Annotated in this window: 14 protein-coding genes, 1 tRNA gene and 1 pseudogene; 9 read left to right on the top strand and 7 right to left on the bottom strand. The window is 66.8% G+C overall.

The window, feature by feature from the left end; translation table 11 throughout:
• The gene (locus ABZX86_RS18365; protein ID WP_355124914.1) at positions 1-759 is read right to left on the bottom strand and encodes a crotonase/enoyl-CoA hydratase family protein; all 759 of its coding nucleotides are present in this window, start codon (positions 757-759) and stop codon (positions 1-3) included.
• Positions 760-813: 54 nt separating this feature from the next.
• Positions 814-1,593, bottom strand: a complete 780-nt coding sequence (locus ABZX86_RS18360) for an alpha/beta hydrolase (protein WP_355124912.1) — start codon at positions 1,591-1,593, stop codon at positions 814-816.
• A 123-nt stretch (positions 1,594-1,716) separates the two neighbouring features.
• Between ABZX86_RS18360 and ABZX86_RS18355 the strand changes: the two genes are divergently transcribed.
• The 3 genes from ABZX86_RS18355 to ABZX86_RS18345 all read left to right on the top strand — a co-directional run bounded on the left by ABZX86_RS18355 (position 1,717) and on the right by ABZX86_RS18345 (position 2,606).
• Positions 1,717-1,941 (top strand): hypothetical protein, encoded by a 225-nt coding sequence (locus ABZX86_RS18355; protein WP_355124910.1) that lies wholly within the window; start codon positions 1,717-1,719, stop codon positions 1,939-1,941.
• Positions 1,928-2,224 (top strand): hypothetical protein, encoded by a 297-nt coding sequence (locus tag ABZX86_RS18350; protein ID WP_355124908.1) that lies wholly within the window; start codon positions 1,928-1,930, stop codon positions 2,222-2,224. Before ABZX86_RS18355 ends, ABZX86_RS18350 begins: the two co-directional genes overlap by 14 nt.
• A gap of 70 nt (positions 2,225-2,294) precedes the next feature.
• On the top strand, positions 2,295-2,606 hold the full coding sequence (locus tag ABZX86_RS18345) for a hypothetical protein (protein WP_355124906.1): 312 nt from the start codon (positions 2,295-2,297) through the stop codon (positions 2,604-2,606).
• A 68-nt stretch (positions 2,607-2,674) separates the two neighbouring features.
• On the opposite strand, the gene ABZX86_RS18340 is transcribed toward ABZX86_RS18345, so the two are convergent.
• Positions 2,675-2,748: transfer RNA gene (locus ABZX86_RS18340), tRNA-Gly, on the bottom strand.
• A gap of 332 nt (positions 2,749-3,080) precedes the next feature.
• Here ABZX86_RS18340 and ctaD point away from each other — a divergent pair.
• Positions 3,081-4,862 (top strand): cytochrome c oxidase subunit I, encoded by a 1,782-nt coding sequence (gene ctaD / locus ABZX86_RS18335; protein WP_355124904.1) that lies wholly within the window; start codon positions 3,081-3,083, stop codon positions 4,860-4,862.
• 90 nt (positions 4,863-4,952) lie between these two features.
• On the top strand, positions 4,953-5,525 hold the full coding sequence (gene dcd / locus ABZX86_RS18330; RefSeq protein WP_355124902.1) for a dCTP deaminase: 573 nt from the start codon (positions 4,953-4,955) through the stop codon (positions 5,523-5,525).
• Between the two features lie 10 nt (positions 5,526-5,535).
• On the opposite strand, the gene ABZX86_RS18325 is transcribed toward dcd, so the two are convergent.
• Entirely contained in the window at positions 5,536-6,069 is a 534-nt protein-coding gene (locus ABZX86_RS18325) for a YdcF family protein (RefSeq protein ID WP_355124900.1), read from the bottom strand.
• A gap of 339 nt (positions 6,070-6,408) precedes the next feature.
• Between ABZX86_RS18325 and ABZX86_RS18320 the strand changes: the two genes are divergently transcribed.
• Positions 6,409-7,776 (top strand): Hsp70 family protein, encoded by a 1,368-nt coding sequence (locus tag ABZX86_RS18320; protein ID WP_355124898.1) that lies wholly within the window; start codon positions 6,409-6,411, stop codon positions 7,774-7,776.
• 93 nt (positions 7,777-7,869) lie between these two features.
• Here the strand turns inward: ABZX86_RS18320 and ABZX86_RS18315 are convergent, their stop codons facing one another.
• Complete coding sequence (locus ABZX86_RS18315; RefSeq protein WP_355124896.1) at positions 7,870-8,319, bottom strand: hypothetical protein; 450 nt, start codon at positions 8,317-8,319, stop codon at positions 7,870-7,872.
• A gap of 151 nt (positions 8,320-8,470) precedes the next feature.
• Here ABZX86_RS18315 and ABZX86_RS18310 point away from each other — a divergent pair, with 151 nt between their 5' ends.
• The 3 genes and pseudogenes from ABZX86_RS18310 to ABZX86_RS18300 all read left to right on the top strand — a co-directional run.
• A complete protein-coding gene (locus ABZX86_RS18310; protein WP_355125810.1) occupies positions 8,471-9,973 on the top strand; it encodes a helix-turn-helix transcriptional regulator in 1,503 nt (500 codons plus the stop codon).
• Positions 9,974-10,001: 28 nt separating this feature from the next.
• Complete coding sequence (locus tag ABZX86_RS18305) at positions 10,002-11,261, top strand: pyridoxal phosphate-dependent aminotransferase (RefSeq protein ID WP_327146311.1); 1,260 nt, start codon at positions 10,002-10,004, stop codon at positions 11,259-11,261.
• A 412-nt stretch (positions 11,262-11,673) separates the two neighbouring features.
• Positions 11,674-12,921: pseudogene (locus tag ABZX86_RS18300) on the top strand (YibE/F family protein); the annotation flags it as partial.
• Positions 12,922-13,321: 400 nt separating this feature from the next.
• Here ABZX86_RS18300 and ABZX86_RS18295 read toward each other — a convergent pair.
• Both ABZX86_RS18295 and ABZX86_RS18290 read right to left on the bottom strand, forming a co-directional pair.
• Positions 13,322-14,086 (bottom strand): copper homeostasis protein CutC, encoded by a 765-nt coding sequence (locus ABZX86_RS18295; RefSeq protein WP_355124894.1) that lies wholly within the window; start codon positions 14,084-14,086, stop codon positions 13,322-13,324.
• Positions 14,087-14,225: 139 nt separating this feature from the next.
• The coding region (locus ABZX86_RS18290; RefSeq protein WP_355124892.1) for a (Fe-S)-binding protein at positions 14,226-16,040 on the bottom strand (1,815 nt) is incomplete at its 5' end.

Below are 16,040 nucleotides of genomic sequence, written 5' to 3'. Positions count from 1 at the left end.
CTACTCGGACTTCGAGCCTCTGTTCAGCGCCTGCCGGATGATCAGCGGCAGCTGGGTGGCGCGTTCGACGGCGAGCGTGCGGCGCACCGATGCCGTCCAGGTGCGGTCGAAGAGCTTCTTGGCGCTCGCGACCGCGTGCGCCGGGCGGGCGGCAATGCGATCGGCGAGCTTTTCGGCGGCGGCCAGCGGGTCGGCGCTCACCTCGGTGACCAGGCCGATGCGCTCGGCGTAGGCGGCGTCGACCGGATCGGCGGTCATGGTGAGCAGGAGCGCCTGATCGATGCCGATGAGACGGGACAGGGTGGCCGCGCCGGTCATATCCGGGATGAGGCCGTGCTTGGCCTCCATCACCGAGAATTCGGAACCCGGTGTGACAAAACGGAAGTCGGCGGCGAGCGCCAATTGCAGGCCACCGCCGTAGCAGCGGCCGTGCACCACGGCGATCACCGGCTGCGGCAGCCGCCGCCACGCCCAGCACGCCTCCTGGAAGACATTGGTGCCGGTCCACGGCAGCGGCACGAACGCGCGGATGATGGCGAGCGGATCGCCCATGGCCTTGGCGATATCCAGCCCGGAGGAGAAGCTGGGACCGTTGCCCGACAGGATGACCGCGCGAATATCCTTGCGGCGCTCGATGATTCGTGCGACCTGTGCCAGCTCGCGGAGCATCTCGATGGTGAGGCCGTTGTGCTTGTCCGGCCGATCGAGGGCGACGTAGGCGCGGTTGCCTTCGAAACGCAGGGAGACGTTATTGCTCACGGTCTTTCCTCACGGGCCTATCGGGGGTTCGGGGCGCGGCCCCGAACCCGGTTCTCATGCCAGCTGGTCCAGCAGCAGCCGGGCGCAGCCGGCCGGATCGTCGTAGAACGGCGTGTGGCCGCTGCCGTGCAGCGTGACATGCCGAGCTCCGGGCAGTACCTCCCGGGCGCGTCGTGCCTGGGTGGCGTACGTGAGCAGAATGTCACGGCTACCCCACGCGATGGTGATCGGGATGCTCCCCAGCGCCGTCCGGTCGGGGAGGCGGAAGCCGGTGAACGAGGCCAGCGCGGCATCGAAGCCCTGCGCGCCGAGCATGCCCTCGACGGTATCGACGCAGACCTGCGGGTCCACCGCCCACGGCTTGCCGAAGATCAGGCTCAGAAAGGTGGTGCGGCCGGCCGGATTGCCGAGGATGGCCGGGACCGCCGAACCCAGCACCTTGGTGAGCGTCTTGGCGCGGCCCAGCGACTGCTGGCACCAGATTCGGCCGGCGGTATCCCAGAAGGCGATGGGGGAGTAGGCGGTGACCGAGCGGGCCAGTCCGCGCGCGGCGAGGTCCAGGACAATGCCGCCGCCCATGGAATTGCCTGCCAGGTGCGGGTTTTCGATGCCCTCGGCAGCGAGGAAGTCGACGAGCGCGTCGGCGAGGGTGGAGACGGTGGTGTTGGGCAGAGGCTCGCTGCCGCCGAAGCCGGGGAGATCCACCGCGATCACGTCGAAGGATTCGGCGAGCGTGCCGATGATCGGCTCCCATACCTGCCAGCGACTGCCGACGCCGTGGACGAGGACCAGCGGGTCGCCGCTACCGGACCGGTGATGGTTCAACTTGGTCATGACCGACTCCCCGCCGAGATGCTGTTGCCGACCTCACCCTAACAGTCGTTGACGGGTTGCCAACACGGGTACGGGCTGGTGGAACCAGGGAAATCACCGAATTCCGGGGGTACGATAAAAGGTATGGCAACCCGTAAGGTGACTCTCTCTCTGGATGAGGCGTCCTGGGCTTATGCCGAGCAGGCCGCGGCCCGCGCGGGTATATCGCCCTCCGCCTGGATATCCCGCGCCGCGCGCCGCGAAGCAGTGCGCACCGGCTGCGGTCCGGTCATGGATCCGATACAGCTCGCCGCCGCCGACGAAAGCGAACTGGCCACCGCCGAGAAGGAGTTGCGTGCGCAGGGGTGAACTCTGGGTCTATCACCCGCACGGCTCCGCGCGGGTGCGCAATATTCTTCTCATCAGCAGTGACGGCATCAATGAGTCCGCGCGCCCGTGGCTGATCGCCGCGGAGGTGATGGACGCCGATCCGCTCGACATTCTCGCGGTGCCGATTCCCGGCCACGGCTGGGTGCACGCGGGCAATCTCGGTCGTATCTACCGGGATTGGCTCGCCGAGCGGATCGACGCGGTGGACAGCGAGACCGCGGAGCGAATCGACACAGCGCTGCGCGCGGCCATGGATCTGTGAGATCGTTCCGGCCGAACCGTCCTTCGTGAGACGTCCTTCGTGAGAATTGAGGAATTCAGTGCGTATTTCGATGATCGCCGCCGCGCTTATCGCGCTGCCACTGCTGGCCGCGTGTAGCAGCGGCGGCGACAGTGCGCCGGCAGTCACCCACGATCAGCTCGCCGCCTCGCTGCAGAAGGGCGGCCTGGATGCGAAGGCGGCCGACTGCGCCGCGAAGATGTTTATCGACCAGGGGATTTCGCAGGACGGGCTGCGCCTGATGATGAAGACCGACAGCAAGAGCGGGGCCGGGACCGATGCCGAATCGCTCGGTATGAGCACCGCCGACGCCGACAAGGCCCGCACCGCCGCGAACAATATCGTCGCCAGCTGCATGAAGTAGGGAAACCGCCTGCGGCACAACGAAAAAGGCCCCCCACAGCATTTCGCTGACCGGAGGGCCTCTTCGTATGGAGCCGATGACGGGAATCGAACCCGCGCCATCTGCTTGGGAAGCAGAAGTTCTACCATTGAACTACATCGGCAATGCTCGAACACTACCTGAGCAGTGCTCCTCAACGCGATCGCGACTCTATCAGACCGGGGCTGACGCGACGCAACTCTTTCACCATTACGCCTGGTCCCGGGGCTGTGCGGCGTATGTCGAGGAGTCGGGCCGGGAATCTTCCCTGTGAGTCCTCCGCCGTGTCGGGGGCGGCGCGCCGATCTTCGTGAGTTCTTTCCGCGAACCGTGAGGTTTTGTACGGAGCCGGTCGTAGACTGTCCCGAGGGTCGAAAGCCTGTCCACCACAGGAACTTTGGTTGCGCCGACCGTTTGCTGACTCGTGCGTCGGTGCTTCCTGCTCGGGGGTGACGCATGACCACGGTGCCGTCGCGGGATATCCCGCAAGTCGAAGCCGCGCGGGCGTATCCGCGCCGAATGGGGCCCAAGGGGTCCTTCCTGTGGAAGGCGATCACGACCACCGATCCCAAGGTGCTCGGGATCATGTACCTGTTCACGGCCCTGTCGTTCTTCCTGATCGGCGGCCTGATGGCGCTGCTCATGCGGGCGGAGCTGGCGCGGCCGGGGCTGCAGTTCCTCTCACCCGAGCAGTTCAATCAGCTGTTCACCATGCACGGCACCATCATGTTGCTGTTCTATGCGACGCCGATCGTATTCGGATTCGCCAATGCGGTGCTGCCGCTGCAGATCGGCGCACCGGATGTGGCCTTCCCGCGCCTGAACGCACTGAGCTACTGGCTGTATCTGTTCGGCGCGACCATGGCCACGGCCGGATTCATCACGCCGGGTGGGGCCGCCGATTTCGGCTGGACCGCGTACACCCCGCTGAGCGACATCATCCACTCGCCGGGCGTCGGCGCCGATCTGTGGATCATGGGTGTGGCGCTCTCGGGCGTCGGCACCATTCTCGGCGCCGTCAATATGATCACCACGGTGATCTGCCTGCGCTGCCCGGGCATGACCATGTTCCGGATGCCCATCTTCACCTGGAACATCCTGGTGACGAGTGTGCTTGTGCTGCTGGCCTTTCCGATTCTGACCGCGGCGGTGCTGGCGCTGGCCGTGGACAGGCATCTGGGTGCGCACATCTACGATCCGGCCAATGGTGGGGCCATTCTGTATCAGCATTTGTTCTGGTACTTCGGCCATCCCGAGGTGTACATCGTCGCGCTGCCGTTCTTCGGAATCGTGACGGAGATCTTCCCGGTGTTCAGCCGCAAGCCGCTGTTCGGTTATACGACGCTGATCTACGCGACACTGTCGATCGGCGCGCTGTCGGTGGCGGTGTGGGCGCATCACATGTACGCGACGGGATCGGTTCTGCTGCCGTTCTTTTCGTTCATGACGTTCCTGATCGCGGTGCCCACCGGTGTGAAGTTCTTCAACTGGATCGGCACCATGTGGCGCGGTCAGCTGACCTTCGAGACGCCCATGCTCTGGTCGCTCGGCTTCCTGGTGACCTTCCTGTTCGGCGGTCTGTCCGGTGTCATCCTGGCCAGCCCGCCGGTCGACTTCCATGTCTCCGACACCTATTTCGTGGTCGCGCACTTCCACTACGTGCTGTTCGGGACCATCGTGTTCGCCACCTTCGCGGGCATCTACTTCTGGTTCCCGAAGATCACCGGCCGCATGATGGACGAGCGGCTGGGCAAGCTGCATTTCTGGACCACGTTCTTCGGCTTCCACCTCACCTTCCTGGTGCAGCACTGGCTGGGCAACGAGGGCATGCCGCGCCGGTACGCGGACTATCTGCCGAGTGACGGATTCACCACCCTGAACACCATTTCCACGGTCGGCTCGTTTGTGCTCGGGCTGTCGATGATCACGTTCGTGTGGAACGTCTTCAAGAGCTACCGCTACGGCGAAGTGGTCACCGTGGACGATCCCTGGGGTTACGGCAATTCGCTGGAGTGGGCCACCACCTGCCCGCCACCGCGGCACAACTTCTACGAGCTGCCCCGAATCCGTTCGGAGCGTCCGGCATTCGAGCTGCACTATCCGCACATGGTCGAGCGCATGCGTGCCGAGGCGCACGCGGGCTGGTCGCTGCGTAAACACGAGGTGGTGGCGGTGGCGGCGGCCCCCGCGATCGAGGACGGCGGCTCGGGCCCCGCGGACGTGGTGACCGACAGCTGATGACGCGGTGACCGACCACTGATCGGGTGCTCCACGCCCGGGGAGCGGCCGGGCGTCGGGGCGCGATCGGGGACCCACTACGCTCTTGGCGTGCTGCTTTCCGATCGCGACATCCGCAAGGAACTCGCCAATGGGCGTCTCGGGCTCGACCCGTTCGACGACAAGCTGGTGCAGCCGTCGAGTATCGACGTGCGACTGGACGGCATGTTCCGGGTCTTCAACAACACCCGCTACACCCATATCGATCCGGCGCAGCGGCAGGACGAGCTGACCACGCTGGTCGAACCCGGCAAGGATGAGCCGTTCGTGCTGCATCCGGGTGAGTTCGTGCTCGGCTCCACCCTCGAGGTGGTCAGCCTGCCCGACGATCTGGCCGGCCGCCTGGAGGGCAAGTCCAGCCTCGGCCGCCTCGGCCTGCTCACCCACTCCACCGCCGGATTCATCGATCCGGGCTTCACCGGGCACATCACCCTCGAACTCTCGAATGTGGCGAATCTGCCGATCACCCTGTGGCCGGGTATGAAGATCGGCCAGCTCTGCCTGTTCCGGCTGAGCAGCCCGGCCGAGAACCCGTACGGCAGTGCGGCAGCCGGCTCCAAGTACCAGAACCAGCGCGGTCCGACCCCGTCGCGCGCCTACCTGAACTTCCCGCTGGAGCGCTGAGTTCAGGCCGTCAGCAGTCCTCGAAGACGGCCTTCGCATAGCCCGCGGATTGGTATACGTACTGGTAGGACCACCGCAGCACACCGATCGACGGATGCGAGTCCAGCATCAGAACCTCGCCGCCCCAGCACTTTCCGAGGATGTAGCGGGCCCGGGAGATATGCGGCGTGAAGGTCACCACAATGACACGATGCCAGCCTTCTTGACGGGCCCGCAGCGCCAGATACCGGCCTTCACCGCGGGTGGTGCGCGGATTCGGGTCGAAGCATTCGACCCGGAAGCTGTAGCCGCCGTGGCAGATCCGATTGATCAGGCCGCTGTTCCGATACGGATCGGAGATGAGCACCCGGGGCGCGAAACCCTCGTGTGCCAGGCGCAGGCCCAGCTCTTCGCGGCCGTCGTGCGCCCCGCCGAGCACCAGAATGGCGTCGGCCCGCATCGGCGTATCGAGTTGCGGGCGCACGTAAACCGGCCACAGCGCGGCGACCACCGCCACCACGGTCAGCAGGACCGCGACTGCCACTGCCCGGCGGCGTGTGCGCACTCCGCCGATGCTAGGCGGCGCTGGGGAATGTCATAGTCAACCGTTGTGCCCGGCCCGTCGCCCACGGCGCTGATTCCGAATGGAAGACCTGGTCATCCACCCTATTGCCGGACCGTGTCAGCGTGACTGGGCCACACCGGGATTCGGACGTGGCGTGATGATGCCGCCCAGTGTCCGGGCTAGTGGGTGTACGTACGGCTCGCTATCTCGTAAGGTGGCGACGACAGGTACAGTGACCCAACCGTAATGTATCGCGACGCCGGCAGGCGGCAGGGTGGGCCCGCTCGCAGGTCGGTGAGCGTGGAAACTCCGTGCGGGTGGAAACGAGATGGGCAGCAGATGAGTTCGGTACTGGGAGTGTCGGTGGGGGCCGGCGCAGTGCGCGTCGCACGCCCACATGCCGGGAATTCCGCCGAGCGCGGCGCGCTGCGCCCGAATCCGGTCGATGCCTTCGATGTCCAGGCCATTCCGGTCGGCGAACGGCGCACCGAGGAGCTGGTCGCCGACGCCATCGGCGCTGTGCTGGCGGCGGATCCGCGCGTCAGCGCCACCGCCGTGGCCTATCGCGACGAGCAGACCGCCCGCGCGATTCGCGCCGAGCTGGCGCGCCGCCAATTCACCAATTACGAGCTGGTCCCGGATGTCGTTGCGGCACTGGAGTTTCTCGAATACTCCGGTGACCTGCAGGGTTTCGGCACCGTCGCGATCTACGATCTCGGCGCCTCCGGCCTGTCGGTCACCGTGGTCGACACCGCCACCCGCCAGGTGTGCTTCAGCGAGCGCACCAGCGATATCAGTGGCGACTACCTGGATTCGCTGATCCGCGAACAGCAGATCGCCTCCGGGCGCATTGCGCATCCGCCGGACGCCTCGGGTCTGGCCGCGCTGGATGCGCTCTGCCGCACCGCCAAAGAGCAGCTCTCCGAGAACAGCGCGGTCGCACTGCCTTCCACCGAAGGTCTGGTGCTGCTGTCCCAGGAGAACTTCGAAGCCCTGATCATGCTGGCCGTCGAATCCTCGGCGCGCATGACCCGGGATGTCATCCAGCGCTCCGAGCAGCAGGTGCAGGCCGTCGCCGTCATCGGTGGTTGCGCCCAGATTCCGCTGGTGGCACGGGTTTTGCGGCGTTGGCTCGGCGTGCCGGTGCTGGTGCCCGCCAATCCGGGCACGGTCGCCTCCCGGGGCGCGGCCATCATGGCCCGCCCGGTGCAGCCGCGGCCCGCGCCCGCGCCGTTCGCGGCCGCGTTCGAGAATTCGCCCACCCTGCCGCCGGATGCGACCACGGCACTGCTCACCAGTACCGGTGCGGTGGAGAAGATCAGCCGTCGCCGGGAGATCAGCATGGCCGGCGTAGCGGTCGGCGCGCTCGTGGTGGTCTCCGCCATCGGCGTCTCCCTGGGCTGGGGGCCGCAAGTCCTGGAACATGATTCGCAGAGTTCGGACGCCGCGACCAGTTCCTCCGCGCCCACCACCACCCAATCGTCGGCGAGCGTGCCGACCAGCGTGGCGCCCACCACCGATGCGACCAATGAACAACTGGCCGCGCCGCCGCAGCGTCAGGAAACGACCACCACCGATGCGCCCCCGCCGGCGCCGGGCCCCAATACCTTCACGATCATCCCCGGCCTGCCGCCAGTCGTGGTGCCCACGCTGCCGCCGCTGTTCCCCGCGCCTGCCGCCGCGCAACCGGGCGTCATCCCGAAATAGAACTACCCCCCGAGTCCGCCCCGTCGACTGCCAGGAAAGGGGCGGACTCGGTGGGTCCGGCGCCGCCAGCGCCGGTGCGAGGACCGGCTGCGTTCAGTCCTCGCTTCCATTTCCCACCGCCAGAGCTGTCGTGATGAGCATCGACAGGGGTGGGAGTTGAAGGTCTTTGGCGGGCGGCACCACCCAGTGACAGCCCTCGCGCGTCCAGCGGCCGAGTCCGGTGGGGAGCATGACGGCGCTGCCGATGGCGGGTATGCCGATATCGAGGCGATCGAGCACATTCATGACCTGATCGCCGGGGCGGGAATCGGGTTCGGTGAGAAAGCTCCAGCGAATCTGCCGGGCCAGCATCGGACCGGTGTGGCGGTGCTGTTGCAGTGCGCCGCGCAGCTTTTCGGCCCGCGTGAGGGGGACGTGCACAATGCCGACCTTGGCGGTGACGGGCAGCATGACGAACCCGCCGCGCTCGGCGACCGGTAGCCCGAACTCGTGCCGGTAATACGCTACCCAGTCCTGCACCGTTCTCAGTTTGTCGGCGTTCACCACCTGTCTCCTTGCCTTCCATTACAGGGTCGCGGGCGCCCGGCGGGGTGGGAATGCCCGCACACCCTCCTTGCGCTGCCCTACTACTGCCACTGCTACCAGCGCGTAAGCGACTGATACCAGCTAGATCTCGCATGTGGCCGAGGTCACGATGCGCTCGTACCCTGGAGATCGGAGTTCGTTCGGAAGGGATGACACCGTGGTCCGGCAGTGGTCAGGTAGAGAGGCCCGTGCGCTCCGCGATGCCAAACGGATGAGTATCCGGGAATTCGCGGCGCATCTGGGTGTGCACGAACGCCTGATCTCCAAGTGGGAGGCCGGGGGGGATCGGGTGCATCCCCGTCCCGTCAATCAGGCTGCCCTCGATACATCTCTTGCCAGGTCCGACGATGTGGTGCGGGCACGGTTCGCGGATCTGATCGACCAGCCCTCGACCGACCGCCCCGGACCCGGTTTCGATGCGCGCCAGGGCAGTGCCCATGTCGGGCAGGGCGGTGCCCAAGCAGGGCAGGGCAGTGCCCAAGCAGGGCAGGGCATTCCGGCGCAAGCCAGTTATTCCAGCGACGCGGATTTGCTGGCACTCGTCGATGCGGGTGCGATGAGAGGCGATGCGTTAGCGGCGATTTCGGAGAGGGATCTGATCATGGCGGCTGCCCACGAAGCAAGCGAGCATGCCGGGAGGGCGGAGGGCACCAATGTGGGAGCAACCGTGCTGGAGCAGCTCGACGCCGACGTCACGCGCATAGCCAATGAGTACGTGCATGTACCGCCGGTGCCGATGATGGTGGAGATGCTGCGGGTGCGCCGCCGCGTCTACCGCCTGCTGGAAGGCCATCAGCGACCGTCCGATACCGGTCACCTGTATCTGCTCGCGGGCACGCTGTCCGGTCTGCTCGCCAATGCCAGTACCGATCTCGGCTATGTCGATGCCGCCGGTGAACAGGCCAGGGCCGCTTGGGCTTACGCGGAGTTGTGTGAGCACAACGGATTACGGGCGTGGACCCGCGGCATGCAGGCGCTCATCGAATACTGGTCGGAGCGGCCGCGGCGGGCGGTGCTGCTGGCGCAGAGCGGGCAGCAGTACGCCGAATCGGCGACCTCGCGGGTGCGGCTGCACAACATCGAGGCGCGCATCTGGTCGCGGCTGGGCAGCGTCGCGGACGCGGAACGCTGCATTCGCGCGGCGGACACTGCCCGCGACGGCAGTTCCAGTGACACGCTGCACGACGAGGTCGGCGGGGTGTTCGGTTTCAATCAGCCCAAGAGCCACTACTACGCCGGGGCGACCTATATCCACCTCGGTCAGGCCCAGCCCGCGCTGGAGGCCACCCACCGCGCCATTGAGCTGTACTCGAACGGTCCCACCGAACAGCGCTCCTACGGCGCGGAATCGCTGGCCCGGGTGGACAGCGCCGCCGCGCATCTGATCAACGGCAGTCTCGACGGCGCCGCCGACGCACTGCGGCCGGTGCTGCGGCTCGAGGAGGACAAGCGCATCGCGCAATTGGAGGAGCGGCTCACCGGGCTGCGGCAGCGGCTCACCCGCCCGGAGTTCCGAGAGGCTGTCCAGGCCCGCGACCTGGACGAGAGCATCGAGGAGTTCTGCGGGACCACCGCCGCCAAGGGCATGCTGCCGCCCGATAGCGCGCGGTGAAAAAAGCTGGTTGCGCACGGATGGCACCATTGGACGGGTGAGTCCTTCCAGTCACCTACCGCATCGGTCCCCGCGCGTCCTGGAGCAGTCCACCAAGCTGCAGAACGTGGTCTACGAGATCCGGGGTCCGGTCCACGCGCACGCGGCCCGGCTGGAAGCGGAGGGTCACCGCATCCTGAAGCTGAATATCGGCAATCCCGCGCCCTTCGGATTCGAGGCGCCGGATGTGATCATGCGCGACATGATCGCCGCGCTGCCGCACGCGCAGGGATATTCGGAGTCCAAGGGCATACTGCCGGCCCGGCGGGCCATCGTGACCCGCTACGAGCTGGTGCCCGGCTTCCCGGAATTCGACGTCGACGATGTGTACCTGGGCAACGGCGTCTCCGAGCTGATCACCATCACCATGCAGGCGCTGCTCGACAATGGCGACGAGGTGCTGCTGCCCGCGCCGGACTATCCGCTGTGGACGGCCATGACCAGCCTCGCGGGCGGCACGCCGGTGCACTATCTGTGCGACGAATCCAATGGCTGGCAGCCGGATATCGCCGATATGGAAGCCAAGATCACCGATAAGACCAAGGCCATCGTGGTGATCAACCCGAACAATCCGACGGGTGCGGTGTACTCGGCGGAGGTGCTGCAGCAGATCGTGGATCTGGCGCGCAAGCATCAACTGCTGCTGCTGGCCGACGAGATCTACGACAAGATCCTCTACGACGATGCCAAGCACATCTCGCTGGCCTCGCTGGCGCCCGATCTGCTGTGCCTGACCTTCAACGGCTTGTCGAAGGCGTACCGGGTGGCGGGTTATCGCTCCGGCTGGCTGGTGATCACCGGGCCGACCGATCATGCCGCCGGCTTCCTGGAGGGCATCTCGCTGCTGGCCTCGTCCCGGCTGTGCCCGAATGTGCCCGCGCAGCATGCCATTCAGGTGGCCCTCGGCGGACATCAGAGCATCGAGGATCTCATCCTGCCCGGCGGGCGACTGCTGGAGCAGCGTGATGTGGCGTGGGAGAAGCTCAATACGATTCCGGGTGTCTCATGTGTGAAGCCCCAGGGCGCGCTGTACGCGTTCCCGCGGCTGGATCCGGAAGTGCATGCCATCCGCGATGATTCGAAGCTGGTGCTGGATCTGCTGCTGCAGGAGAAGATCCTCATGGTGCAGGGCACCGGGTTCAACTGGCCGCATCACGACCACCTGCGGATCGTGACTTTGCCGTGGGCGCGGGATCTGTCCGTGGCGATCGAGCGCTTCGGCAATTTCCTCGCGAGTTATCGGCAGTAGTAGGGGATTCGGGGGTCGCGCCCCCGGTTTCCGGGCGTGGAATCCGGCTGAACTGGGCGTTTGTCCAATGGCGCGGGTGTGGCACGGTCGAAAACAAACCGCTAGTACGAAAAAGTTGGGTTTTTAGAGACTTAGCTAGCGCAAAGAACGGTCTTTTGTGTACAGTAGGCCTTGGCACTCAGGTGCCCCGGCTGGACCTCCTACCCCCCCTGGGACGTCCAGCCCTGGATTGGCCGGCCTACCCCCCCTGGGCCGCCGATCCCCGGGCGGCGGAGACATCCCCCTGCTCTCCGCCGCCCCCTCAAACTTTCGGTCCGAGCGCGCGCATGCGCGCTCGGACCTCTTTTTATTCAGGTGAGGCTATGAGACTCCGTTCGCGCTTCGGAAACGGTTCTCGTTTAGGCTCGCGCGGGTGAGCGATCACCATCATCATCACCATCACGACCACTCCGGACCCATCGCCATCGGCGCCAGCGCCGCGCGTGTGGTCATCGGGCTGCTGACGTTCATCGGCATTGTGGTCGTGGCCGGGGCATTCTGGCTGTGGCCCAGCAGTCAGCATGTGGATATCCCGCTGCCGATGCAGAATCAGGGCGGCGGGGCGCTGCAGACCGAAGCGGGTACCGTCATCTCGCAGAATCTCGGGGCGTGCGGCAGTCCGTCGCAGGGCAAGCCGTTCGATGAGAAGCCGCTGGCGCCCATCACCACCGGGTACACCTGCCAGCGCAGCATTGTCACCATCGACTCCGGGCCGGACAAGGGCAGTCTCACGCTCTTCGAAATCGCCCCCGGCCCAGGGCAACCGGATCTGCGGGTCGGCGATCACATGCGCATTGTGCGGCAGAGCCCGAAGCCGGGCGATGCCAAGCCGAGCGATCCTCCGCAGACGAATATGTACTCGTTCGACGACTACTCGCGCGGGTTGCCGCTCAGTATCATCGTCGGGGCCTTTGCGCTGGTGATCATTGTGGTCGCGCGCTGGCGGGGGCTGCGCGCGCTGATCGGATTGATCTTCGCGTTCGCCGTCCTGGTGATCTTCATGCTGCCCGCGCTGCTGGACGGGAAGCCGGCCATTCCGGTGGCGCTGGTGGCGGGCGCGCTCATTTTGTATTCGGTGCTGTATCTCGCGCACGGGGTGAATCTGCGGACCAGTTCCGCGCTGCTGGGCACCCTCACCTCGATGGTGCTGGCGGCCGTACTGTCTTGGCTCGCACTGAAGATGACACATCTGACGGGCCTGTCCGAGGAACAGAACACCAATGTCGCCACCTATTTGCAGCATGTCAGCATTACCGGGCTGCTGCTGGCGGGCTTCATCATCGGCTCGCTCGGTGTGCTCAACGATGTGACCATCACCCAGGCCTCGGCCGCTTTCGAGTTGGCGGCGCTCGATGAGAAGGCCACCCGGCGCGGCATTTTCGCGGCCGCCATGCGGGTGGGCCGGGATCACATCGCCAGTACCGTCTACACCCTGGTGCTCGCCTACGCCGGTGGCGCGCTGCCGCTGCTGCTGCTGTTCAGTGTCGCCGGGCGCTCCATTCGGGACGTGCTCACAGGTGACGCCGTCGGCATCGAGATCGCGCGTTCCGCGGTCGGCGGTATCGCGCTCGCGCTGTCCGTGCCGTTGACCACGGCCATCGCGGTGATCCTGGCTCGGCCGTTCGGTGGCAGGCAGCCCGCGCGCCCGCGCGCCGGGGGTCCGAATCCTCCGCGCCGATCCGCGCGCCCACCCCGCCCGGAGCGGACCGGCGCAGCCCGGCAGATGCCGGTAGCCGAAGACTCACAACCGATTCCGGCCGCCCGGGGTGCGCGACAAGCGCCCGCGGTGAGTCCACCGCCGTACCGAGGTGAGCAGCCGCCGACGCAGACATTCCGTCCGGTGACGGGACCGGTCGATCGAGTGCAGGAGCAGGCCGACCCGCCCGCGCCGTGGTCGCTGAGAGCCGCTGCGGAACAGGCGAATACGCCGCCACACCAGGCAGAGCCCAATTCCCCGTGGCCCACCAAGCCGCAGCAACCACCGCGAGGCCGGCACTCCAAGCCGTGAGGGTTGGGCGCGTTCACACAGTCAGGCGCGCCGCTTCGCAGAGCGCCGCGACACCGTCGGCGTCGGTGGCGAAGTGATCGGAGCCACGCGGCACGCCGATCTCCTCGAACGACACCTCGGTGCTGTCCGGCTGCGGCAGGGCGGGCACCGGAATCCGCACGGCCGCATGCAGATCCCGGACCCCGGTCAGCTCGATCACCCGGCGGGCATTGTCGGCGCGCAGGCCACCGCAGGCCATCACCTCGATGCGACCGTCGGCCAGGGTGACCAGCCGGGTGATGAGCGCCGCGCCGTCGAGCACCGACACCTGGCGGCCCGAAGTCAGTAGCCGGGTGAAGCCGAGTTCCAGCAGTTGGTCGAATCCGTCGTACGGATCCGCGCACACATCGAAGGCGCGATGACAGGTGACCTCCATGCCCTCGGCCGCGGCCAGTAGCCCGGCATTCGCCTCGGCATCCACATGCCCGTGCTCGTCCAGCACGCCGATGACCACCCCGTGCGCCCCCAGCCGGCGCACCAGCTCGATATCAGCGCGCATGAGCGCCACCTCCTCCGCCGAATACCGGAAGTCGCCCGGCCGCGGCCGAATCAGCACATGCACCTGGACATTCTCCGCGGCCCCCACCGCAGCCTCCACCAATGCCGCATTGGGCGTCAGCCCACCCACCGACAATCCGGTGCACAATTCGACCCGCGCCGCTCCCGCCGCGTCCGCGATACGCACCCCCGCGAGCGACTCCACCCCGATCTCGACCCGAACCGCCCGCGCTTCCGTCATACCTCGAAGTATGGTCGAAGATCGTCCCCAATGTTTGCTAAGCATTAGCAGATTCGATCTTCGCAACCCGCTATTCATCTGAAACAACGCGGGCGCGCTACCCGGTGGGTAGCGCGCCCGCATCAGGGCTGTTCGGTTGTCAGCTCTTCTTGCCCGGGGCTTTCAGACCGGACTTGAAGCCGAGGCCGCCCGGCTTGGCGGCCGGCGGGGTGGCTGCGCCACTGTCCTTGCTGCCATTGCCCTCGGAGCCGTTCTCCTTGGTGCCGTTGGTCTCCGGTGCTGTCGACTCGGTGGGAGCCGGAGCTTCGGAGGCCGCGGGTGCTTCGGCGGCGGGAGCTGCCGGTTCGACCGGAGCGGCAGCCGGTTCGGCCGGAGCTGCGGCCGGGGCCTTGGCGCCGGGGGCCTTCGGGCCGGGGCGCTTGAGGCCGGACTTCATGGCCAGGCCCTTGGGCGCGATGGACGGCTTGGCCTCGGCGGTCGCTGCCGGAGCAGCGGCGGCCGGAGCCGATTCCGCCGGAGTGGCCGGAGCGGATTCTGCCGGTGCCGCAGTGGCTTCCGCCGGAGCGGTTGCCGCTGCGGAGGCTTCCGCGGCGGCCGGGGTGGCGGCGGGCTTGGCGCCCGGAGCCTTGCCGGCGCCCTTCATGGCGAGGCCCTTGCCGGGAGCCTTGGCCGGACCCTTCATTGCCAGGCCCTTGACGGGCGCGGCGGGCGCGGCGGTGGCCTCGGTGGAAGCCTCTGCGGGAGCAGCGGTTTCAGCGGCGGGTGCGGCCGGAGCGGCAGCCTTGGCGCCGGGAGCCTTCGCGGGGCCCTTCATAGCGAGGCCCTTGCCACCGGGAGCCTTGGCCGGGCCCTTCATGGCGAGGCCCTTGGCGGGTGCGGCCGGGGCGGCAGTGGCTTCGGTGGAAGCCTCTGCCGCAGCAGTGGTTTCGGCTGCCGGAGCGGCGGCCTTGGCGCCGGGGGCCTTGAGGCCGCCCTTCATACCCAGACCCTTACCACCGGGCGCCTTCGCCGGACCCTTCATCCCCAGGCCCTTGCCCGCGGCCGGAGCAGCCTTGGGCTCGGCCGCAGCCTCTTCGACCACAGCCTCGGCGACCGGCTCGGGCTCGGAAACCGGTTCCGGCTCCTGCACCTTCGGTTGCTGCACCACCTTCAGGTTCTCCGTCAGCACAGAACCCTCGACCCGGGTGATCGAGTCCAGCATCAACTGCGCGACATCCACGACCTCGACACCCTGACCGACCTCGCCACCGTCCTTACGAGCGGTCACACCATCGGTCAGCATGACCCGGCAGAACGGGCAACCGGTCGCGATCAACGACGGCTCGTTCCCACCCTGCAACGTATCCAGGGCCTCATCGACCCGGTCGACGTTGATGCGCTTGCCCAGATTCTCTTCCATCCACATCCGCGCACCACCGGCACCACAGCACATCGAACGCTCACCGTGGCGCGGCATCTCGACCAAGGTCGAGCCGGAAGCTTCCATCAACTCACGCGGGGCGTCGTAGATCTTGTTGTGCCGACCCAGATAGCACGGGTCGTGATAGGTGACGTTCTTCGCGACCGGCGACACCGGCACCAGATTCTTGCTGCGCACCAACCGGTTCAGCAACTGCGTGTGGTGCACCACCTCATAGGAGCCACCCACCTGCGGGTACTCGTTGTTCAAAGCGTTGAAGCAATGCGCACAGGTCACGACGATCTTCTTCTTCGACGCCTCCACACCCTCGAACACCCCATCCAGCACCGCGATGTTCTGCATCGCCAACTGCTGGAACAAGAACTCGTTACCCGCCCGCCGCGCCGAGTCACCGGTGCAGGTCTCCTCCTGACCCAGCACCATGAACTTCACCCCCGCCGTCGCGAGCAGTTCCGCGACGGCCTTGGTGGTCTTCTTGGCGCGGTCTTCATACGCACCGGCGCAACCGACCCAGAACAGGTACTCGTACCCGTC

Origin of the sequence: Nocardia sp. NPDC006630, from assembly GCF_040611495.1 — a bacterium.
In the GTDB taxonomy this organism is placed as follows: Bacteria; Actinomycetota; Actinomycetes; order Mycobacteriales; family Mycobacteriaceae; genus Nocardia.
Note: the sequence above shows the minus strand (reverse complement) of the source record. Positions and strands in the feature narration are given on the sequence as shown.